Source organism: Citrobacter amalonaticus (assembly GCF_018323885.1).
Lineage (GTDB): Bacteria > Pseudomonadota > Gammaproteobacteria > Enterobacterales > Enterobacteriaceae > Citrobacter_A > Citrobacter_A amalonaticus.
Window position 1 is genome coordinate 955,794 of sequence record NZ_AP024585.1, and the last position, 21,721, is coordinate 977,514.

Genomic DNA, 21,721 nt, shown 5'->3' on the forward strand with positions numbered 1-21,721 from the left:
TAGGGCGCCTTGCTTCGAGCATAAAAAAACCCGCGCAACGGCGCGGGTTTTTTATCTTACTGGATACGACTTAATGCTGAATGCCGCTCACCAGTCTACCGCGCAACGAAGATGCGTTTAGTAGTAGTAGACCGTTAAAGCGAGCGATACGAATCATTAAATCAACTCCAGGCGAATGCGATATGCTTTTAGTGGTACTGGATACGATGACTGATGTCAACCCCACCGCTGAAAACACCGCCACAGTCAGAAGAAAAGCGAGGGGCTGATTTAGCTAATTGTGCTGAACTTTTTCTGTTATTGCCGATGAAAAAACGGCGGAGGGCTTACACTTTTCATCGTTTGACATATTTAAGCACGCTTTTTTTCAAATGCTGTCACGGCAGTCTGATAAGTCACGAACGCAATAAATTAGTTATCCATATGATTTTGAAGATTTTATGGTAGTTAATAATAAATTAATAATGGGGGTGAATATGGCAATTGATAAGCTAATGTTAAGAATTAACGCGTGAGTAATATAAAAATTTAATTGAATGCCAGCATTTTATTCATAAAGCTCATGATTGTTTATTGGCGTCGCTTATGTTTATATTGCTCCCGTCATTGAAATTTATGATTTATCGTGCGGGGAAGGATTCCACATCGTGCTGATGCGGGGTTTTTACGGCGATCTTCCCGCACCTTTATGTTTTCCGAAATTTTATCTCTGCCCTTTTTCTTATTTTATATGCATGGTAAATCATATTTTCTGAGATTATTTCTCTGCATTCCGGCAAGCAAAAAGGGAGTTAAGCGTGACAGTGGAGTTAAGTATGCCAGAAGTAACCGTTGATAAACCTAATCCCCATCATTTAGAGATGGATAAACCGCAACTTCGTATGGTTGATCTTAATCTATTGACTGTATTTGATGCGGTAATGCAGGAGCAGAATATTACCCGTGCCGCGCATGCTCTCGGCATGTCGCAACCAGCCGTAAGTAACGCCGTGGCGCGTCTTAAAGTGATGTTTAATGACGAACTTTTTGTGCGCTACGGTCGCGGTATTCAACCCACCGCGCGGGCCTTCCAGCTTTTCGGTTCCGTCCGCCAGGCGCTGCAATTAGTGCAGAATGAATTGCCCGGTTCAGGATTTGAACCTGGCAGCAGTGAGCGCGTGTTTCATCTTTGCGTTTGCAGTCCGCTGGATAATATTCTGACCTCTTTAATTTATAATCGTATTGAAAAGATCGCCCCTAATATTCATGTTGTATTTAAGTCCTCTTTAAATAAGGATACTGAACACCAATTACGTTATCAGGAAACTGAGTTCGTTATTAGTTATGAAGAATTCCGTCGTCCTGAATTTACAAGTATTCCATTGTTTAATGACGAAATGGTGCTGGTCGCCAGTCGTAAGCATCCACGCATTAACGGACCATTGGTGGAAAGCGATGTTTATAATGAACAGCATGCGGTCGTTTCACTTGACCGTTTTGACTCGTTTAGTCGGCCCTGGTATGACTCGGTTGATTCGCAATCGTGTGTAGCCTATCAGGGGATGGCATTAATCAGTGTGCTTAATGTTGTTTCGCAAACGCATCTGGTGGCTATTGCCCCTCGCTGGTTAGCTGAAGAGTTTGCACCCTCTCTGGATCTACAAATATTACCGTTACCTTTAAAATTGAATAGCAGAACTTGTTATCTGTCATGGCATGAAGCTGCGGGTCGGGACAAAGGGCACCAATGGATGGAAGAACTGTTAGCTTCCGTCTGCAAGCGTTAGGCATGAATGAGATAAACCGGGTGCAGACATCCGGTTTATCCTGTCTGTTTTTTATTTATTGGCATTTTATTCTGAATTGAGTCTGGCTATCTTTCTTTCATTCGCGTAAAAATTGATGATTCGCTGTATGCGCGCATTTTCAACCGATTAATTATCATTACCTGAGAAAAATTTAGTTTAATTCACCGTTTCTTCGTCGCTTACCTTTCTTTTATGCTTATTTTCCGGCGTCTTTCCCCCTTTCTCTGAATTGCCTGCGTCCTGGGGAGCGGTTAAGGTGTTTTACACATCATTAATCGTCATTCAGTGAGGCAAGCCATGGAGATGTTGTCTGGAGCCGAAATGGTCGTCCGATCGCTTATCGATCAGGGCGTTAAGCAGGTATTCGGTTATCCCGGGGGCGCCGTCCTCGATATTTATGATGCGTTGCATACGGTCGGTGGGATCGATCATGTGCTCGTCCGCCATGAACAGGCGGCCGTGCATATGGCCGATGGCCTGGCGCGGGCAACGGGGGAAGTGGGCGTGGTGCTGGTAACTTCCGGCCCAGGCGCCACCAATGCGATTACTGGAATCGCAACGGCGTATATGGATTCTATTCCGTTAGTGATTCTTTCCGGTCAGGTCGCGACCTCGTTGATTGGCTACGACGCCTTTCAGGAGTGCGACATGGTGGGGATCTCCCGCCCGGTCGTGAAACACAGTTTTCTGGTGAAGCAGACGGAAGATATTCCACAGGTGCTGAAAAAGGCCTTCTGGCTGGCGGCGAGCGGTCGTCCGGGTCCGGTGGTGGTGGATTTGCCGAAGGATATTCTTAATCCCGGCAAAAAACTGCCTTATTCCTGGCCAGAATCAGTCAGCATGCGGTCGTATAACCCGACCACGGCGGGCCATAAAGGGCAGATTAAGCGCGCTCTGCAAACGCTGGTTGCGGCAAAAAAACCGGTTGTCTATGTCGGCGGCGGGGCGGTGACGGCGGGGTGCCACGAGCAGCTGCGTCAGACCATCGAAACGCTTAACCTGCCGGTGGTCTCTTCGCTGATGGGGCTTGGGGCATTTCCCGCAACGCACCGTCAGTCGCTCGGGATGCTGGGCATGCATGGTACTTATGAAGCCAACATGACGATGCATAACGCCGATGTGATTTTTGCCGTTGGGGTACGTTTTGACGATCGCACAACGAATAATCTGGCCAAGTATTGCCCGAATGCAACGGTGTTGCATATTGATATCGACCCGACATCCATTTCCAAGACGGTGACGGCGGATATCCCGATTGTCGGGGATGCACGTCAGGTGCTGGAGCAGTTACTGGAATTATTGCCGCAGGAATCCGCTCAGCAGCCGCTGGATGATATTCGTGACTGGTGGCAACAGATTGAACGCTGGCGCGCGCGTCAGTGCCTGAAATATGACACGCACAGCGAAAGTATCAAACCGCAGGCGGTCATTGAGGCTATCTGGCGTCTGACCAATGGCGGTGCGTATGTGACGTCGGATGTGGGTCAGCATCAGATGTTTGCCGCCCTTTATTACCCCTTCGATAAACCGCGCCGTTGGATCAACTCTGGTGGTCTCGGTACGATGGGTTTCGGCCTGCCTGCGGCACTGGGGGTAAAAATGGCGCTGCCGGAGGAAACGGTGGTCTGTGTGACCGGTGACGGCAGTATTCAGATGAACATTCAGGAGTTGTCGACCGCGCTGCAGTATAAACTGCCGGTTCTGGTGCTAAACCTGAACAACCGTTATCTGGGCATGGTGAAGCAGTGGCAGGACATGATCTACTCGGGTCGTCATTCTCAATCGTATATGCAGTCGCTGCCTGATTTTGTTCGCCTGGCGGAAGCCTACGGACATGTCGGCATTCAGATTTCTCGTCCTGATCAACTGGAAAGTCAATTGAGTGAAGCGCTGGCGCAAGTGAAAAACGGTCGTCTGGTGTTTGTTGATGTTACCGTCGATGGCAGCGAACACGTCTACCCGATGCAGATTCGCGGCGGCGGGATGGATGAAATGTGGTTAAGTAAAACGGAGAGGACCTGATTATGCGCCGGATATTATCAGTACTGCTGGAGAACGAATCCGGTGCGCTGTCGCGCGTGATCGGCCTTTTTGCTCAGCGGGGTTACAACATTGAGAGCCTGACCGTCGCGCCGACGGACGATCCGACGCTCTCTCGTATGACCATCCAGACGGTAGGCGATGAGAAAGTACTGGAGCAAATTGAAAAGCAACTGCACAAGCTGGTGGATGTGTTGCGGGTCAGCGAACTTGGGCACGGCGCGCACGTCGAGCGCGAAATCATGCTCGTGAAGATTCAGGCCAGCGGCTATGGTCGGGAAGAGGTGAAACGCAACACGGAGATTTTTCGTGGACAGATTATTGATGTCACGCCAAACCTCTATACCGTTCAGTTGGCGGGGACCAGCGATAAGCTGGACGCTTTTCTGGCAACGCTGCGCGAAGTGGCGAAAATCGTTGAGGTTGCGCGTTCCGGTGTGGTGGGACTATCGCGCGGCGACAAAATAATGCGCTAATCATTCTCTTTTCGTTAATTCATATGCCCAACGTCCTCCGTTGGGCATTTTTTTGCGAAATCCGTGGTAACCCGGAATAAAAGCGGTTGCCGCAGTAACTATTCTGCGCTTAGATGTTACCGATTTTAACCCATGCCGTTACAATGGTTATGGTTTGTACATTTTACGCAAGGGGCAATTGTGAAACTGGATGAAATCGCTCGGCTGGCTGGTGTATCGCGAACGACTGCAAGCTACGTAATTAACGGAAAAGCAAAGCAATACCGCGTGAGCGACAAGACTGTCGAAAAAGTCATGGCGGTGGTGCGTGAGCATAATTACCACCCGAATGCTGTGGCTGCCGGGCTGCGTGCTGGACGCACACGTTCTATCGGTCTGGTGATCCCGGATCTGGAGAACACGAGCTATACCCGTATTGCGAATTATCTTGAACGCCAGGCGCGCCAGCGTGGTTATCAACTGCTGATTGCCTGTTCGGAAGATCAGCCTGATAACGAAATGCGTTGCATTGAACATCTTTTACAGCGTCAGGTTGATGCGATCATTGTCTCCACATCGTTGCCGCCGGAACACCCGTTCTATCAACGCTGGGCCAATGATACCTTCCCAATTGTGGCGCTGGATCGTGCATTAGATCGTGAACATTTTACCAGTGTCGTGGGTGCCGATCAGGACGATGCCGAAATGCTGGCCGCAGAGTTGCGTAAGTTCCCGGCTGACACCGTGCTCTATCTGGGCGCGCTGCCGGAGTTGTCTGTGAGCTTCCTGCGCGAGCAGGGTTTCCGTGCTGCCTGGAAAGACGATCCGCGTGAAGTGAATTTTCTGTATGCCAACAGCTATGAGCGTGACGCGGCGGCACAGCTATTTGAAAAATGGCTGGAGACGCATCCGATGCCGCAGGCGCTGTTTACCACCTCATTTGCCCTGTTGCAGGGGGTGATGGATGTGACGTTGCGTCGTGATGGTAAGCTGCCTTCCGACCTGGCGATTGCGACCTTTGGCGACAACGAACTGCTGGATTTCTTACAGTGCCCGGTTCTGGCCGTGGCGCAGCGCCATCGTGATGTTGCAGAGCGCGTGCTGGAAATTGTCCTGGCGAGTCTGGATGAGCCGCGTAAACCAAAACCTGGTTTAACGCGCATTAAACGTAATCTCTATCGTCGTGGCGTATTAAGCCGCAGCTAGTCAATTTTTGAATTCTGCGCCAGAAGACAATTTTTCTGGCGCAACTTAACGCTCCCCTCTCCACAATACCCTCACCATAATTAAGATTATTCCTTATAATTTTCTCAACTTTACCGAAATAATCCGTATTTAAACGAAACAGAGGCGGTTTCAGGTTATTGAGACGTAACGGCAGGTTAGATATGTATTATTTTGTTACATGCTTGTCGTGAATTGCCGAATTAACAAACACTTTTTGTCGCCGCAGCGCGAATGTCTCGGCGGGCTTGTTGGTGCGCGGTGTTTGCAGCCATAAACAGGGACTGTATTCATGATGCAATATGTCCTAAAATGCCGCTCGCGTCGCAAACTGACACTTTATATTCCCTCCTGAGAATAATTGTTCGTTTTAAAGCGGTGATGAGTTTTGGGATTTTTTCTTACAAATATTCATGACGTTAATTTGCTTCGTTCGTTGGACAGAATTTAATCAACGCTGATATTAGCCGTAAACATTGGGTTTTTTACTCAGGTAAGCGTTGTGACTCGCTTGACAAGCTTTTCCTCCGCTCCGTAAACTCCTTTGAGTGGGAATTTGTGGGGCAAAGTGGTAATGAGGGGGGAGACTGGCATGTTCCGGGGAGCAACGTTAGTCAATCTCGACAGTAAAGGGCGCTTATCTGTGCCTACCCGTTACCGGGATCAACTGATCGAGAGTGCTACCGGTCAAATGGTTTGTACCATTGACATCCATCACCCGTGCCTGCTGCTTTACCCCCTGCCTGAATGGGAAATTATCGAGCAAAAATTATCGCGTCTGTCGAGCATGAACCCGGTAGAACGCCGTGTGCAGCGTTTACTGTTGGGGCATGCCAGTGAATGTCAGATGGACAGTGCCGGGCGATTGTTGGTGGCGCCTGTCCTGCGGCAACATGCCGGGCTGACAAAAGAAGTGATGCTGGTTGGACAGTTCAATAAGTTTGAACTGTGGGATGAAACGACCTGGTATCAACAGGTCAAGGAAGATATCGACGCTGAGCAGAGTGCGACCGGGACGTTGTCGGAGCGCCTGCAGGACTTGTCTCTATAAGATGATGGAAAATTTTAAACACACCACGGTGCTGCTGGACGAGGCCGTAAACGGTCTCAATATTCGTCCTGATGGCATCTACATTGATGGAACATTTGGTCGCGGTGGTCACTCGCGTCTCATTCTCTCGCAGCTTGGCGAAGAGGGACGTCTGCTGGCAATCGATCGCGATCCGCAGGCGATCGCCGTCGCCCAGACCATCAATGATCCTCGCTTCTCCATCATCCATGGACCTTTCTCCGCGCTGGCTGACTATGTTGGCGAGCGCGAACTGACCGGCAAGATCGACGGGATTCTTCTCGATCTTGGCGTCTCTTCACCGCAGCTTGACGACGCTGAGCGCGGTTTTTCTTTCATGCGTGACGGCCCGCTGGATATGCGCATGGATCCCACTCGCGGCCAGTCGGCTGCTGAATGGCTGCAAACCGCAGAAGAAGCCGATATCGCCTGGGTGCTGAAAACCTTTGGCGAAGAGCGTTTTGCCAAACGTATTGCCCGCGCCATCGTTGAGCGCAACCGCGAACAGCCCATGACCCGCACGAAAGAACTGGCGGAAGTGGTCGCGGCGGCAACGCCGGTGAAAGACAAATTCAAACATCCCGCGACCCGTACCTTCCAGGCGGTGCGCATCTGGGTGAACAGTGAACTGGAGGAGATAGAGCAGGCGCTAAAAAGCTCGCTCAGCGTGCTGGCCCCGGGGGGGCGGCTTTCTGTCATCAGTTTCCACTCGCTGGAAGACCGCATTGTGAAACGCTTTATGCGTGAGCAAAGCCGTGGTCCGCAGGTTCCGGCAGGATTACCGATGACGGAAGAGCAGCTCAAAAAACTGGGCGGTCGTGAGCTAAGAGCATTAGGCAAGTTGATGCCGGGTGAAGAAGAGGTTGCAGAGAATCCTCGTGCCCGTAGTTCAGTTCTGCGTATTGCAGAGAGGACGAACGCATGATCAGCAGAGTGACAGAGGCCCTCAGCAAAGTTAAGGGATCGATTGGAAGCAACGAGCGCCATGCTTTGCCTGGCGTGATCGGTGACGATCTTTTGCGATTTGGGAAGCTGCCACTCTGCCTGTTCATTTGCATCATTGTGACGGCGGTGACGGTGGTAACAACCGCGCACCACACACGATTACTGACTGCGCAACGCGAACAACTGGTTCTGGAGCGCGATGCGCTGGATATCGAGTGGCGCAACCTGATTCTTGAGGAGAATGCCCTCGGCGATCATAGCCGGGTTGAACGGATCGCAACGGAGAAGCTGCAAATGCAGCATGTTGATCCCTCACAAGAAAATATCGTAGTGCAAAAATAAGGAAAAACGCGACGCATGAAAGCAGCGGCAAAAACGCTAAAACCAAAACGTCAGGAAGAACAGGCCAACTTTATCAGTTGGCGTTTTGCGTTGCTGTGCGGCTGCATTTTACTGGCGCTGGGTTTCTTGCTGGGCCGCGTCGCCTGGCTGCAGATTATCGCGCCTGACATGCTGGTCCGTCAGGGCGACATGCGTTCGCTTCGCGTACAGGAAGTGGCAACGTCGCGCGGTATGATAACCGACCGTTCGGGCCGTCCGCTGGCCGTCAGCGTACCGGTGAAAGCTATCTGGGCCGATCCAAAAGAGGTTCATGAAGCCGGGGGCATTACCGTTGGCGACCGCTGGAGAGCGCTCTCCACCGCCCTGAATATTCCCCTCGATCAACTGTCTGCCCGGATCAACGCCAACCCGAAAGGGCGTTTTATCTATCTGGCGCGTCAGTTAAACCCGGATATGGCGGATTACATCAAAAAGCTAAAGCTGCCGGGTATTTATCTGCGCGAAGAGTCCCGTCGTTACTATCCTTCCGGCGAAGTGACCGCTCACCTCATTGGTTTTACCAACGTGGATAGCCAGGGGATTGAAGGCGTTGAGAAGAGTTTTGACAAATGGCTCACCGGTCAACCGGGCGAGCGTATTGTGCGTAAAGACCGCTACGGTCGCGTCATTGAAGATATCTCTTCTACCGACAGCCAGGCGGCGCATAACCTCGCGCTGAGCATTGATGAACGCCTACAGGCGCTGGTGTATCGCGAACTGAACAATGCGGTGGCGTTTAACAAGGCAGAATCCGGGAGCGCGGTGCTGGTTGATGTGAGTACCGGCGAAGTGCTGGCAATGGCGAACAGCCCGTCCTACAACCCGAACAACCTGAGCGGCACGCCAAAAGACGCGATGCGTAACCGTACCATTACCGACGTTTTCGAGCCGGGTTCTACCGTCAAACCGATGGTGGTGATGACCGCGCTCCAGCGCGGCGTGGTGCGGGAAAACAGCGTGCTCAATACCGTTCCCTACCGAATTAACGGCCACGAAATCAAAGACGTGGCGCGCTACAGCGAATTGACCCTGACCGGGGTTTTACAGAAGTCGAGTAACGTCGGTGTTTCTAAGCTGGCGTTAGCGATGCCGTCCTCAGCGTTAGTAGATACTTACTCACGTTTTGGGCTAGGAAAGGCGACCAATTTGGGGTTGGTCGGAGAACGCAGTGGCTTATATCCTCAAAAACAACGGTGGTCTGACATAGAGAGGGCCACCTTCTCTTTCGGCTACGGGCTAATGGTAACCCCGTTACAGTTAGCGCGAGTCTACGCAACGATTGGCAGCTATGGCGTTTATCGTCCGCTGTCGATTACCAAAGTGGATCCCCCGGTTCCCGGCGAGCGCATTTTCCCGGAATCGACTGTACGTACCGTTGTGCACATGATGGAAAGCGTGGCGTTGCCGGGCGGCGGTGGGGTGAAGGCGGCGATTAAAGGTTATCGCATCGCCATTAAAACCGGTACCGCGAAGAAAGTTGGTCCGGATGGCCGCTATATCAACAAATACATTGCTTATACCGCAGGCGTTGCGCCTGCGAGTCAGCCGCGCTTCGCGCTGGTTGTTGTTATCAACGATCCGCAGGCGGGTAAATACTACGGCGGCGCCGTTTCCGCGCCGGTATTCGGTGCCATCATGGGCGGCGTTCTGCGCACCATGAACATCGAACCGGATGCGCTGGCAACGGGCGAAAAAAGTGAATTCGTAATTAATCAAGGCGAGGGAACAGGTGGCAGATCGTAATTTGCGCGACCTTCTTGCTCCGTGGGTATCAGGTTTACCTGCGCGAGAACTGCGAGAGATGACACTCGACAGCCGTGTGGCTGCGGCGGGCGATCTCTTTGTGGCAGTGAAAGGTCATCAGGCGGACGGGCGTCGATATATCCCGCAGGCGATAGCGCAAGGTGTGGCTGCCATTATTGCAGAGGCAAAAGACGAGGCAACCGACGGTGAAGTGCGTGAAATGCACGGCGTACCGGTTATCTATCTCAGCCAGCTTAACGAGCGTTTATCTGCGCTGGCGGGCCGCTTTTATCACGAGCCATCTGAAAACATGCGTCTGGTCGGCGTCACCGGCACGAACGGTAAAACCACCACGACCCAACTGCTGGCGCAGTGGAGCCAACTGCTCGGCGAAACCAGCGCAGTAATGGGCACGGTTGGAAACGGTCTGCTCGGTAAAGTGATCCCAACGGAAAATACCACCGGCTCGGCCGTAGACGTTCAGCAGGTGCTGTCGGGGCTGGTTGATCAGGGTGCGACTCTGTGCGCGATGGAAGTCTCTTCCCACGGTCTGGTGCAGCATCGCGTCGCGGCGCTGAAATTTGCCGCCTCGGTGTTTACCAATTTAAGCCGTGACCATCTGGATTATCATGGCGATATGGAGCATTACGAAGCCGCGAAATGGCTACTTTTCTCCACGCACCGTTGTGGGCAGGCAATTATCAACGCGGATGATGAAGTCGGTCGCCGTTGGCTGGCGAAACTGCCGGATGCCGTGGCCGTCTCAATGGAAGATCATATCAACCCTAACTGTCATGGCCGGTGGCTGAAGGCCGTCGAGGTGAATTATCACGACAGCGGCGCGACCATCCGCTTCTCCTCAAGCTGGGGCGAGGGTGAAATTGAAAGCCGTCTGATGGGCGCGTTTAACGTCAGTAATCTGTTGCTGGCGCTGGCCACGCTGCTGGCGCTGGGCTATCCACTGGCTGACTTGTTGAAAACTGCTGCGCGTCTGCAACCCGTTTGCGGGCGTATGGAAGTCTTTAGCGCGCCGGGTAAAACCACCGTGGTTGTCGATTATGCCCATACCCCTGATGCGCTGGAAAAAGCGCTACAGGCGGCGCGTCTGCACTGCACCGGGCAACTCTGGTGCGTCTTTGGCTGCGGCGGCGATCGTGACAAAGGGAAGCGCCCACTGATGGGGGCGATTGCCGAAGAGTTCGCTGATGTTGTGGTCGTAACGGACGACAACCCGCGTACTGAAGAGCCGCGCGCCATTATCGACGACATTCTGGCAGGTATGCTGGATGCTGGTCGTGCAAAAGTGATGGAAGGCCGTGCCGAAGCGGTGACCAACGCCATTATGCAGGCGAAAGATAACGATGTCGTGCTGGTGGCAGGTAAAGGGCACGAGGATTACCAGATTGTCGGTACGCAGCGTCTCGACTATTCCGACCGCGTAACTGCGGCGCGCCTGCTGGGGGTGATCGCATGATTCGCGTAACGCTCAGCCAACTCGCCGGTATTCTCGGCGGCGAACTGAAAGGGGGCGATCTGTCCCTTGATGCCGTCACCACCGATACGCGTAAGCTGACGCCGGGCTGCCTGTTTGTGGCGCTCAAAGGCGAACGTTTTGATGCTCACGATTTTGCCGAACAGGCAAAAGAGGGGGGGGCGGGCGCACTCTTGGTTAGCCGTCCGCTGGCGGTTGATTTGCCACAGGTGATTGTGCAAGACACCCGTCTGGCCTTCGGCGAACTGGCTGCGTGGGTTCGCGCTCAGGTTCCGGCACGCGTGGTGGCGTTAACCGGCTCGTCCGGTAAAACCTCTGTGAAAGAGATGACGGCGGCGATTCTCAGCCAGTGTGGCAATACGCTCTATACCGCAGGCAACCTGAATAACGACATTGGCGTACCGATGACGCTGCTGCGCTTAACCCAGGAATATGACTATGCGGTCATTGAGTTAGGTGCCAACCACCAGGGCGAAATCGCCTGGACCGTCAGCCTGACGCGTCCGGAAGCGGCACTGGTCAACAACCTGGCGGCGGCGCATCTGGAAGGCTTCGGTTCGCTGGCGGGAGTGGCGAAGGCGAAGGGCGAAATTTTTACCGGTCTGCCTGAAAACGGCATTGCCATTATGAATGCCGATAACAATGACTGGTTGAACTGGCAGAACATTATCGGCGATCGAAAAGTCTGGCGTTTTTCACCGAATGCTACCAACAGCGATTTCACTGCCACCAATGTCCATGTGACGTCACATGGCACCGAATTTTTACTGCAAACGCCTGGCGGAAGCATTGATGTACTGCTGCCATTGCCCGGACGTCACAATATCGCCAATGCCCTGGCGGCGGCAGCGTTGTCGATGGCTGTTGGTGCGACGCTGGAGGCGATCAAAACCGGTCTGGCAAATTTAAAAGCGGTACCGGGCCGTCTGTTCCCTGTCCAGTTAGCGGAAAACCAACTGCTGCTTGATGATTCGTATAACGCCAACGTCGGGTCAATGACCGCCGCGGTACAGGTGCTGTCCGAAATGCCGGGTTACCGTGTGCTGATTGTCGGCGATATGGCCGAACTGGGCGCAGAAAGCGAAGCCTGCCACGTGCAGGTCGGTGAGGCAGCGAAAGCGGCAGGCATCGACTGCGTATTGAGTTCAGGGAAACTGAGCAAGGCTATCAGCGATGCGAGTGGCGTCGGCGAACATTTTGCGGATAAAGCCGCGCTGATCGCGCGTCTGCAGACGCTGATTGCAGAGCAACAGATAATTACCATTTTGGTGAAAGGTTCACGTAGTGCCGCCATGGAAGAGGTCGTACGCGCATTACAGGAGAAAGGATCATGCTAGTTTGGCTGGCCGAACATTTGGTCAAATATTATTCCGGCTTTAACGTCTTTTCCTATCTGACGTTTCGCGCCATTGTCAGCCTGCTGACCGCACTGTTCATCTCATTGTGGATGGGCCCGCGCATGATCGCCCGTCTGCAAAAACTCTCCTTCGGTCAGGTTGTACGTAACGATGGTCCGGAGTCCCACTTCAGCAAGCGCGGCACGCCGACGATGGGTGGGATCATGATCCTGACGGCGATCGTTATTTCCGTTCTGCTGTGGGCCTATCCGTCAAACCCGTACGTCTGGTGCGTATTGGTGGTGTTGATTGGTTACGGCATTATCGGCTTCGTCGATGACTACCGCAAAGTGGTCCGCAAAGACACCAAAGGCCTGATTGCGCGCTGGAAATACTTCTGGATGTCGGTCATTGCGCTGGGTGTTGCTTTCGCACTGTACCTCGCCGGGAAAGACACGCCAGCGACAGAGCTGGTGGTGCCGTTCTTCAAAGACGTCATGCCGCAGTTGGGGCTGTTCTACGTTCTGCTGGCGTATTTCGTGATTGTCGGCACCGGTAATGCGGTGAACCTGACTGACGGTCTGGATGGTCTGGCGATTATGCCAACCGTCTTCGTCGCGGGGGGATTCGCGCTGGTGGCGTGGGCGACCGGTAACATGAATTTTGCCAACTATCTGCATATTCCGTACTTACGTCATGCCGGCGAACTGGTAATCGTCTGTACGGCGATTGTCGGCGCGGGCTTAGGATTTCTGTGGTTTAACACCTATCCGGCGCAGGTCTTCATGGGCGACGTCGGATCGCTGGCGCTGGGCGGCGCGCTTGGCATTATCGCCGTGCTGCTACGTCAGGAGTTCCTGCTGGTGATCATGGGTGGGGTATTTGTCGTGGAGACCTTGTCGGTGATATTGCAGGTCGGTTCCTTCAAGTTGCGCGGGCAGCGTATCTTCCGCATGGCACCGATTCATCACCACTATGAACTGAAAGGCTGGCCGGAACCGCGCGTGATTGTGCGCTTCTGGATTATTTCGCTGATGCTGGTCCTGATTGGTCTGGCAACGCTGAAGGTACGTTAATCATGGCTGATTACCAGGGTAAAAACGTCGTCATTATCGGTCTGGGATTAACCGGACTCTCTTGCGTGGACTTTTTCCTCGCTCGTGGCGTAACCCCTCGCGTGATGGATACCCGTGCGACACCGCCGGGACTGGATAAGTTACCGGAGGCAGTAGAGCGTCATGTCGGCAGTCTGAACGACGACTGGCTGCTGGCGGCGGATCTGATTGTGGCAAGCCCTGGTATCGCCCTCGCGCATCCGTCACTGAGCGCAGCGGCTGATGCGGGTGTTGAGATTGTTGGCGATATCGAGTTGTTTTGCCGTGAAGCGCAGGCACCGATTGTGGCGATCACCGGTTCGAACGGGAAAAGCACCGTCACGACGCTGATAGGTGAAATGGCGAAAGCGGCAGGTGTGAACGTCGGCGTTGGCGGCAACATTGGCCTGCCCGCCTTGATGCTGCTGGATGCAGAACGCGAACTGTATGTCCTTGAACTCTCCAGCTTCCAGCTGGAAACCACGTTCAGCCTGCAGGCGGCCGCGGCCACTATTCTGAACGTTACTGAAGATCACATGGACCGGTATCCGTTTGGTTTACAACAGTATCGCGCGGCAAAACTGCGCGTTTACGAGAATGCGAAAGTCTGTGTGGTCAATGCCGATGATGCGTTGACGATGCCGATTCGTGGAGCCGATGCGCGTTGTGTGAGCTTTGGCGTCAACATGGGCGATTATCACCTTAACCGTCAGCAGGGCGAGACCTGGCTGCGGGTGAAGGGTGAGAAAGTGCTAAACGTGAAAGAGATGAAGCTTTCCGGCCAGCATAACTACACCAACGCGCTGGCGGCGCTGGCGCTGGCGGATGCGGCAGGTTTACCGCGCGCCAGCAGCCTGAAAGCGCTGACGACGTTCACTGGTCTGGCGCATCGGTTCCAGTTAGCGCTGGATCATAACGGTGTGCGCTGGATTAACGACTCGAAAGCGACCAACGTCGGCAGCACCGAAGCGGCGCTGAACGGCCTGCATGTTGATGGCACGCTGCATCTGTTGCTGGGCGGCGATGGTAAATCGGCGGACTTCTCTTCGCTGAGTCGTTATCTGGAAGGCGATCGCGTGCGGTTGTACTGTTTTGGTCGGGATGGCGCGCAACTGGCGGCGCTGCGCCCGGAAATTGCGGAACAAACCGAGACGATGGAAGAGGCGATGCGCCTGCTGGCGCCGCGCGTGAAGTCAGGCGATATGGTGCTGTTGTCTCCGGCCTGCGCCAGCCTCGATCAGTTTAAGAATTTTGAGCAACGGGGTGATGTCTTTACCCGTCTGGCGAAGGAGCTGGGTTGATGCGTTTATCTCTCCCTCGCCTGAGACTGCCGCGCCTGCCGGGATTTGGCATCCTGGGATGGATCTTTGCGGCGCTTAAAGGCTGGGTGATGGCCTCACGGGACAAAGATTCTGACAGTCTGATCATGTACGATCGCGTGCTGCTATGGCTGACGTTAGGCCTTGCGGCGATCGGTTTCATCATGGTGACGTCGGCATCCATGCCCGTTGGGCAGCGTCTGGCGGGCGATCCGTTTCTGTTTGCCAAGCGTGATGCGCTCTATATTTTTCTGGCATTTTGTCTGGCGATGATCACGCTGCGTCTGCCGATGGAGTTCTGGCAGAAATACAGTACCACGATGCTGATCGCCTCGATCATCATGCTGTTGATCGTGCTGGTAGTAGGGAGTTCGGTGAACGGCGCATCGCGTTGGATTGCATTGGGTCCTCTGCGTATTCAGCCTGCGGAATTTACCAAGCTGTCGCTGTTCTGCTATCTGGCGAACTACCTGGTGCGCAAGGTTGACGAAGTTCGTAATAACCTGCGCGGCTTTTTAAAGCCGATGGGCGTGATTCTGGTACTGGCGATCTTGCTGCTGGCGCAACCTGACCTCGGTACGGTGGTCGTGCTGTTCGTGACCACGCTGGCGATGCTGTTTCTGGCTGGGGCAAAGTTGTGGCAGTTCATTGCCATTATCGGCATGGGGATTTCTGCGGTCGTACTGCTGATTCTCGCCGAACCGTATCGTATTCGCCGCGTAACCTCGTTCTGGAACCCGTGGGAAGATCCGTTTGGTAGCGGATACCAGCTTACCCAGTCACTGATGGCATTCGGTCGCGGTGAAATGTGGGGGCAGGGGCTGGGCAACTCGGTACAGAAACTGGAGTATCTGCCGGAAGCGCATACGGACTTTATCTTCGCCATCATTGGGGAAGAACTGGGTTATATCGGTGTGGTATTGGCGCTTTTAATGGTATTCTTCGTCGCTTTTCGCGCGATGTCGATTGGCCGCAAAGCGCTGGAGATCGACCACCGCTTTTCCGGATTTTTGGCCTGTTCCATCGGTATCTGGTTTAGTTTTCAGGCTCTGGTGAACGTCGGCGCGGCGGCAGGCATGCTGCCAACTAAAGGTCTGACGCTGCCGCTTATCAGTTATGGTGGCTCGAGTTTGCTGATTATGTCGACGGCCATCATGTTTTTGTTGCGAATTGATTATGAAACGCGCCTGGAAAAAGCACAGGCGTTTACACGAGGTTCACGATGAGTGGTCAAGCGAAGCGGTTAATGGTGATGGCGGGCGGTACCGGCGGGCACGTGTTCCCGGGACTGGCGGTCGCGCACCATTTAATGTCCCAGGGCTGGGAAGTTCGCTGGCTGGGTACCGCAGATCGTATGGAAGCGGATTTAGTCCCTAAGCATGGCATCGATATTGACTTCATCCGTATCTCCGGATTGCGCGGAAAAGGCGTGAAAGCGCTGTTGGCCGCCCCTTTGCGTATTTTCAACGCATGGCGTCAGGCGCGCGCAATCATGAAAAGTTTTAACCCCGATGTGGTGCTGGGGATGGGCGGGTATGTTTCCGGTCCCGGCGGTCTGGCCGCGTGGTCACTGGGCATTCCAGTCGTGTTGCACGAGCAAAATGGTATCGCCGGGTTAACGAATAAATGGCTGGCGAGAATTGCTACCAAGGTCATGCAGGCGTTTCCTGGCGCGTTTCCGAATGCGGAAGTGGTCGGGAACCCGGTACGTACAGACGTGCTGGCGCTGCCGTTGCCGCAGGATCGTCTTGCCGGACGCGAAGGTCCGATTCGTGTGCTGGTGGTCGGCGGATCGCAGGGCGCTCGCGTGCTGAACCAGACCCTGCCGCAGGTTGCCGCCAGACTGGGTGATGCGGTGACTATCTGGCATCAGAGCGGGAAAGGCGCGCAGCAGACCGTAGAACAGGCCTATGCCGACGTGGGGCAACCCCAGCATAAGGTAACGGAATTTATTGATGACATGGCGGCCGCCTACGCGTGGGCCGATGTGGTGGTCTGTCGTTCTGGCGCATTGACGGTAAGTGAGATTGCCGCCGCCGGTTTACCGGCGCTGTTTGTGCCGTTTCAACATAAAGACCGACAGCAGTACTGGAATGCGCTGCCGCTGGAAAAAGCGGGCGCAGCCAAAATTCTCGAGCAGCCGCAGTTTACTGTGGATGCCGTCGCCAGCACCCTGTCCGGGTGGTCGCGAGAAAGTTTGTTAACCATGGCAGAACGTGCCCGCGCTGCATCCATTCCGGATGCCACCGAGCGTGTCGCAAATGAAGTGATCCGGGCTGCCCGGGCGTAATTGTAGCGGTGCCTTTTGCATCGCCTGAATTGAGAAGTGAATGGCGTAAAGAATGAATACACAACAACTGGCAAAACTGCGTTCTATCGTGCCCGAAATGCGTCGCGTTCGGCACATCCACTTTGTCGGCATCGGTGGTGCCGGGATGGGCGGTATTGCCGAAGTTCTGGCCAATGAAGGGTATCAGATCAGTGGTTCAGATTTAGCGCCTAACCCGGTGACGCAGCAGTTGACGAACCTGGGAGCAACGATTTATTTCAACCATCGCCCGGAAAACGTGCGTGATGCGAGTGTGGTTGTGGTCTCCAGCGCCATCTCGGCTGATAACCCGGAGATTGTGGCGGCGCATGAAGCGCGCATCCCAGTGATCCGCCGCGCGGAGATGCTGGCGGAGCTGATGCGTTTTCGTCATGGCATCGCGATTGCCGGGACGCACGGTAAAACGACCACCACCGCGATGGTCTCCAGTATTTACGCGGAAGCGGGACTGGATCCCACTTTCGTTAACGGCGGTCTGGTGAAAGCGGCAGGTGTGCATGCGCGTCTGGGCCATAGCCGTTACTTAATTGCGGAAGCGGATGAGAGCGACGCGTCATTCCTTCATCTGCAGCCGATGGTGGCGATTGTCACCAACATCGAAGCCGACCACATGGATACCTACCATGGCGATTTCGAAAATTTAAAGCAGACGTTTATTAATTTCCTGCACAACCTGCCGTTTTATGGTCGTGCGGTGATGTGTGTTGACGATCCGGTGATCCGCGAGCTCTTGCCGCGCGTGGGCCGTCAGACCACTACTTATGGCTTTAGCGATGACGCAGACGTTCGCGTCGAAGATTATCAGCAGGTGGGTCCGCAAGGGCACTTCACCCTGCTGCGCCAGGGGATGCAAGACCTGCGCGTCACGTTGAATGCGCCAGGTCGCCATAACGCCCTGAACGCGGCGGCGGCCGTGGCAGTTGCGACGGAAGAAGGTATTGCAGACGATGCGATCCTGCGTGCGTTGGAAAGCTTCCAGGGGACCGGGCGGCGCTTCGACTTCCTCGGTGAGTACCCGCTCGAGCCGGTGAACGGTAAAGCCGGTACGGCAATGCTGGTGGATGATTACGGGCATCACCCGACGGAAGTGGATGCGACCATTAAAGCGGCGCGGGCGGGATGGCCGGACAAAAATCTGGTGATGCTGTTTCAGCCACACCGTTTCACGCGTACGCGTGATCTGTATGACGACTTTGCCAACGTGCTGACCCAGGTTGATGCGTTGCTGATGCTGGATGTCTACGCAGCGGGTGAAGCGCCGATTCCAGGAGCGGACAGCCGTTCACTGTGCCGCACTATTCGTGGTCGCGGTAAAATCGACCCGATTCTGGTTTCCGATCCGGCGCAGGTCGCAGAAATGCTGGCACCGGTATTAACCGGCAACGATTTGATTCTGGTACAGGGCGCGGGAAATATCGGCAAAATCGCGCGTTCCTTAGCCGAAATCAAACTGAAGCCGCAAATTCAGGAGGACGAACAACATGGCTGATAAAATCGCGGTCCTGCTGGGCGGTACCTCTGCTGAACGTGATGTGTCGCTGAATTCCGGCGCGGCAGTGTTGGCCGGATTACGGGAAGGCGGCGTGGATGCACATCCGGTCGACCCGAAAGAGGTCGACGTGACGCTGCTGAAATCAATGGGCTTTCAGAAAGTCTTTATCGCCCTGCATGGCCGTGGTGGGGAAGACGGAACCTTACAGGGACTGCTGGAGCTGGTTGGTTTGCCTTATACCGGCAGCGGCGTGATGGCATCGGCGATCTCCATGGATAAACTGCGCAGCAAGCTGCTGTGGCAGGGGGCGGGATTACCTGTCGCGCCATGGGTCGCGCTGACGCGATCTCAGTTTGAAAAAGGTCTTGATGAAGAACTGGTTAAGCAAATTTCTGCGCTGGGTTTACCGCTGATTGTGAAGCCCAGCCGTGAAGGATCCAGTGTGGGAATGTCGAAAGTGTCAGAATATGACGCTTTACAGGATGCATTAACGCTGGCATTTCAGCATGATGAAGAAGTTCTGATCGAGAAATGGCTCAGCGGTCCGGAATTTACGGTCGCGATACTGGGTGAAGAAATTTTACCCGCAATTCGTATCCAACCTGCCGGAACCTTCTATGATTATGAGGCGAAGTATCTGTCTGATGAGACACAGTATTTCTGCCCTGCAGGTCTGGAAAGCGAGCAAGAAGATATTTTACAGGCAGTCGTGCTGAAAGCATGGACAACCCTGGGCTGTAAAGGCTGGGGTCGCATTGACGTCATGCTGGATAACGATGGCCAGTTTTATCTGCTGGAAGCGAATACCTCTCCGGGTATGACCAGCCACAGCCTGGTGCCGATGGCGGCGCGTCAGGCGGGGATGAGTTTCTCGCAGTTGGTGGTACGAATTCTAGAGTTGGCGGACTGATATGTCGCAGGCTGCGCTGAACACGCGAAACAGTGATGAAGAGGTTTCTTCCTCACGTCGCAATAATGGAACGCGTCTTGCAGGTATTTTCTTCCTGCTGACGGTGCTGTGTACCGTGCTGGTCAGCGGCTGGGTGGTGTTGGGGTGGATGGAAGATGCACAGCGTTTGCCGCTGTCAAAGCTGGTGTTAACCGGTGAGCGCCATTACACGAAGAATGATGATATTCGCCAGTCGATTCTGGCGCTGGGTGCGCCCGGCACCTTTATGACCCAGGACGTGAATATCATCCAGAGTCAGATCGAACGCTTGCCGTGGATCAAGCAGGCCAGCGTCAGAAAGCAATGGCCCGATGAATTGAAGATTCATCTGGTTGAATATGTGCCGATTGCGCGTTGGAATGATCAGCATATGGTGGACGCCGAAGGAAATGCCTTCAGCGTGCCGGCCGATCGCACCAGCAAGCAGGTTTTACCCATGTTATCTGGCCCCGAAGGCAGCGCGAGTGAAGTGTTGCAGGGGTATCGTGACATGTCGCAGGTGTTGGCGAAGGACCGGTTTACCCTGAAGGAGGCGGCAATGACCGCTCGTCGTTCCTGGCAGTTGACGCTTAATAACGATATTAAGCTCAATCTTGGCAGGGGTGACACGATGAAACGTTTGGCTCGCTTTGTAGAACTGTATCCGGTTTTACAGCAGCAGGCGCAAACCGATGGCAAACGGATTAGCTACGTTGATTTGCGTTATGACTCAGGAGCGGCAGTAGGGTGGGTTCCCTTGCCCCCTGAGGAATCTAATCAGCAACAGAATCAGGTACAGGCAGAACAACAATGATCAAGGCGACGGACAGAAAACTGGTAGTTGGACTGGAGATTGGCACCGCGAAGGTCGCCGCTTTAGTAGGGGAAGTTCTGCCCGACGGTATGGTCAATATCATTGGCGTGGGCAGTTGCCCATCACGGGGGATGGATAAAGGCGGGGTGAACGACCTCGAATCCGTGGTGAAATGCGTACAGCGCGCCATTGACCAGGCAGAACTGATGGCAGATTGCCAAATCTCCTCGGTCTATCTGGCGCTTTCGGGCAAACACATTAGCTGTCAGAATGAAATCGGCATGGTGCCGATTTCAGAAGAAGAAGTGACGCAGGAAGACGTGGAAAACGTTGTGCATACCGCGAAATCAGTGCGCGTTCGCGATGAGCACCGTGTGTTGCACGTCATCCCGCAGGAATATGCGATTGACTATCAGGAAGGGATTAAAAACCCGGTCGGTCTTTCCGGTGTTCGTATGCAGGCAAAAGTGCATTTGATCACCTGCCACAACGATATGGCGAAGAACATTGTTAAAGCTGTGGAACGTTGTGGCCTGAAAGTTGACCAACTGATATTCGCCGGACTGGCGGCCAGTTATTCCGTCTTGACGGAAGATGAACGTGAACTGGGCGTCTGCGTCGTCGATATTGGTGGTGGTACAATGGACATCGCCGTTTATACTGGCGGGGCGTTGCGCCACACCAAAGTGATCCCTTATGCAGGGAATGTGGTCACCAGCGACATCGCGTATGCCTTCGGTACGCCGCCGAGCGACGCCGAAGCGATTAAAGTTCGCCACGGCTGCGCGCTGGGATCCATCGTCGGGAAAGACGAAAGCGTTGAAGTGCCAAGCGTGGGCGGGCGTCCGCCGCGCAGTCTGCAACGACAGACGCTGGCAGAGGTGATTGAGCCGCGTTATACCGAACTGCTCAACCTGGTCAACGAAGAGATATTGCAATTACAGGAACAGCTTCGCCAGCAGGGTGTGAAACATCATCTGGCGGCGGGGATTGTACTGACCGGTGGCGCGGCGCAAATTGAAGGTCTTGCCGCCTGTGCCCAGCGCGTGTTCCATACGCAAGTGCGTATCGGCGCGCCGCTGAATATTACCGGTCTGACGGATTACGCTCAGGAGCCGTATTACTCAACGGCGGTGGGGCTGCTTCACTACGGGAAAGAGTCCCACTTAAGTGGTGAAGCTGAAGTAGAAAAGCGTGTTACGGCTTCAGTTGGCTCTTGGATTAAACGTCTTAATAGCTGGCTGCGAAAAGAGTTTTAATTTTTTATGAGGC

The 21,721-nt window shown here is 54.1% G+C and carries 19 protein-coding genes; 18 read left to right on the forward strand and 1 reads right to left on the reverse strand.

All coding sequences use genetic code 11. From position 1 onward, the window contains the following. Positions 1-70: 70 nt before the first annotated feature. Positions 71-157, reverse strand: coding sequence for a leu operon leader peptide (gene leuL, locus KI228_RS04615; protein ID WP_042323878.1), 87 nt, complete (start codon positions 155-157; stop codon positions 71-73). Between the two features lie 658 nt (positions 158-815). On the opposite strand from leuL, the gene leuO reads away from it, so the two are divergent. The 18 genes from leuO (at position 816) to ftsA (ending at position 21,708) form a co-directional block, all read left to right on the forward strand. Then, a complete protein-coding gene (gene leuO, locus KI228_RS04620) occupies positions 816-1,766 on the forward strand; it encodes a transcriptional regulator LeuO (protein ID WP_042997947.1) in 951 nt (316 codons plus the stop codon). A gap of 318 nt (positions 1,767-2,084) precedes the next feature. Beyond that, the gene (ilvI, locus tag KI228_RS04625) at positions 2,085-3,809 is read left to right on the forward strand and encodes an acetolactate synthase 3 large subunit (protein ID WP_061070525.1); all 1,725 of its coding nucleotides are present in this window, start codon (positions 2,085-2,087) and stop codon (positions 3,807-3,809) included. Positions 3,810-3,811: 2 nt separating this feature from the next. Next, positions 3,812-4,303: an acetolactate synthase small subunit gene (gene ilvN / locus KI228_RS04630; protein WP_042997945.1), complete on the forward strand. Its 492-nt coding sequence runs from the start codon at positions 3,812-3,814 to the stop codon at positions 4,301-4,303. 180 nt (positions 4,304-4,483) lie between these two features. Further along, positions 4,484-5,488, forward strand: a complete 1,005-nt coding sequence (gene cra / locus KI228_RS04635) for a catabolite repressor/activator (RefSeq protein ID WP_042997944.1) — start codon at positions 4,484-4,486, stop codon at positions 5,486-5,488. Positions 5,489-6,098: 610 nt separating this feature from the next. Further along, positions 6,099-6,557 (forward strand): division/cell wall cluster transcriptional repressor MraZ, encoded by a 459-nt coding sequence (gene mraZ, locus KI228_RS04640; RefSeq protein ID WP_044255498.1) that lies wholly within the window; start codon positions 6,099-6,101, stop codon positions 6,555-6,557. A gap of 1 nt (position 6,558) precedes the next feature. Beyond that, entirely contained in the window at positions 6,559-7,500 is a 942-nt protein-coding gene (gene rsmH / locus KI228_RS04645) for a 16S rRNA (cytosine(1402)-N(4))-methyltransferase RsmH (RefSeq protein ID WP_044255494.1), read from the forward strand. Next, positions 7,497-7,862, forward strand: a complete 366-nt coding sequence (gene ftsL, locus KI228_RS04650) for a cell division protein FtsL (RefSeq protein ID WP_012904474.1) — start codon at positions 7,497-7,499, stop codon at positions 7,860-7,862. The genes rsmH and ftsL overlap by 4 nt, the downstream gene beginning before the upstream one ends. Before the next feature lie 15 nt (positions 7,863-7,877). Further along, complete coding sequence (gene ftsI / locus KI228_RS04655) at positions 7,878-9,644, forward strand: peptidoglycan glycosyltransferase FtsI (protein ID WP_042997941.1); 1,767 nt, start codon at positions 7,878-7,880, stop codon at positions 9,642-9,644. Beyond that, positions 9,631-11,118, forward strand: coding sequence for a UDP-N-acetylmuramoyl-L-alanyl-D-glutamate--2,6-diaminopimelate ligase (gene murE / locus KI228_RS04660; protein WP_061070524.1), 1,488 nt, complete (start codon positions 9,631-9,633; stop codon positions 11,116-11,118). Before ftsI ends, murE begins: the two co-directional genes overlap by 14 nt. Further along, positions 11,115-12,473: a UDP-N-acetylmuramoyl-tripeptide--D-alanyl-D-alanine ligase gene (gene murF / locus KI228_RS04665; RefSeq protein ID WP_044255486.1), complete on the forward strand. Its 1,359-nt coding sequence runs from the start codon at positions 11,115-11,117 to the stop codon at positions 12,471-12,473. Before murE ends, murF begins: the two co-directional genes overlap by 4 nt. Beyond that, positions 12,467-13,549 carry a phospho-N-acetylmuramoyl-pentapeptide-transferase gene (gene mraY / locus KI228_RS04670; protein WP_042997938.1) on the forward strand — a complete coding sequence of 361 codons (1,083 nt, stop codon included), beginning with the start codon at positions 12,467-12,469 and terminating at the stop codon, positions 13,547-13,549. The genes murF and mraY overlap by 7 nt, the downstream gene beginning before the upstream one ends. A 2-nt stretch (positions 13,550-13,551) precedes the next feature. Continuing rightward, the gene (gene murD / locus KI228_RS04675) at positions 13,552-14,868 is read left to right on the forward strand and encodes a UDP-N-acetylmuramoyl-L-alanine--D-glutamate ligase (RefSeq protein ID WP_061070523.1); all 1,317 of its coding nucleotides are present in this window, start codon (positions 13,552-13,554) and stop codon (positions 14,866-14,868) included. Further along, positions 14,868-16,112, forward strand: coding sequence for a cell division protein FtsW (ftsW, locus tag KI228_RS04680; protein WP_042997936.1), 1,245 nt, complete (start codon positions 14,868-14,870; stop codon positions 16,110-16,112). The genes murD and ftsW overlap by 1 nt, the downstream gene beginning before the upstream one ends. Continuing rightward, positions 16,109-17,176, forward strand: coding sequence for an undecaprenyldiphospho-muramoylpentapeptide beta-N-acetylglucosaminyltransferase (murG, locus tag KI228_RS04685; protein WP_042997935.1), 1,068 nt, complete (start codon positions 16,109-16,111; stop codon positions 17,174-17,176). The genes ftsW and murG overlap by 4 nt, the downstream gene beginning before the upstream one ends. A gap of 52 nt (positions 17,177-17,228) precedes the next feature. Next, positions 17,229-18,704: a UDP-N-acetylmuramate--L-alanine ligase gene (gene murC / locus KI228_RS04690; RefSeq protein WP_042997934.1), complete on the forward strand. Its 1,476-nt coding sequence runs from the start codon at positions 17,229-17,231 to the stop codon at positions 18,702-18,704. Then, on the forward strand, positions 18,697-19,617 hold the full coding sequence (locus KI228_RS04695; protein WP_042997933.1) for a D-alanine--D-alanine ligase: 921 nt from the start codon (positions 18,697-18,699) through the stop codon (positions 19,615-19,617). Before murC ends, KI228_RS04695 begins: the two co-directional genes overlap by 8 nt. 1 nt (position 19,618) lies before the next feature. Next, positions 19,619-20,449: a cell division protein FtsQ gene (ftsQ, locus tag KI228_RS04700; RefSeq protein WP_042997932.1), complete on the forward strand. Its 831-nt coding sequence runs from the start codon at positions 19,619-19,621 to the stop codon at positions 20,447-20,449. Next, the gene (gene ftsA / locus KI228_RS04705) at positions 20,446-21,708 is read left to right on the forward strand and encodes a cell division protein FtsA (protein ID WP_003018755.1); all 1,263 of its coding nucleotides are present in this window, start codon (positions 20,446-20,448) and stop codon (positions 21,706-21,708) included. The genes ftsQ and ftsA overlap by 4 nt, the downstream gene beginning before the upstream one ends. Positions 21,709-21,721 lie beyond the last annotated feature (13 nt).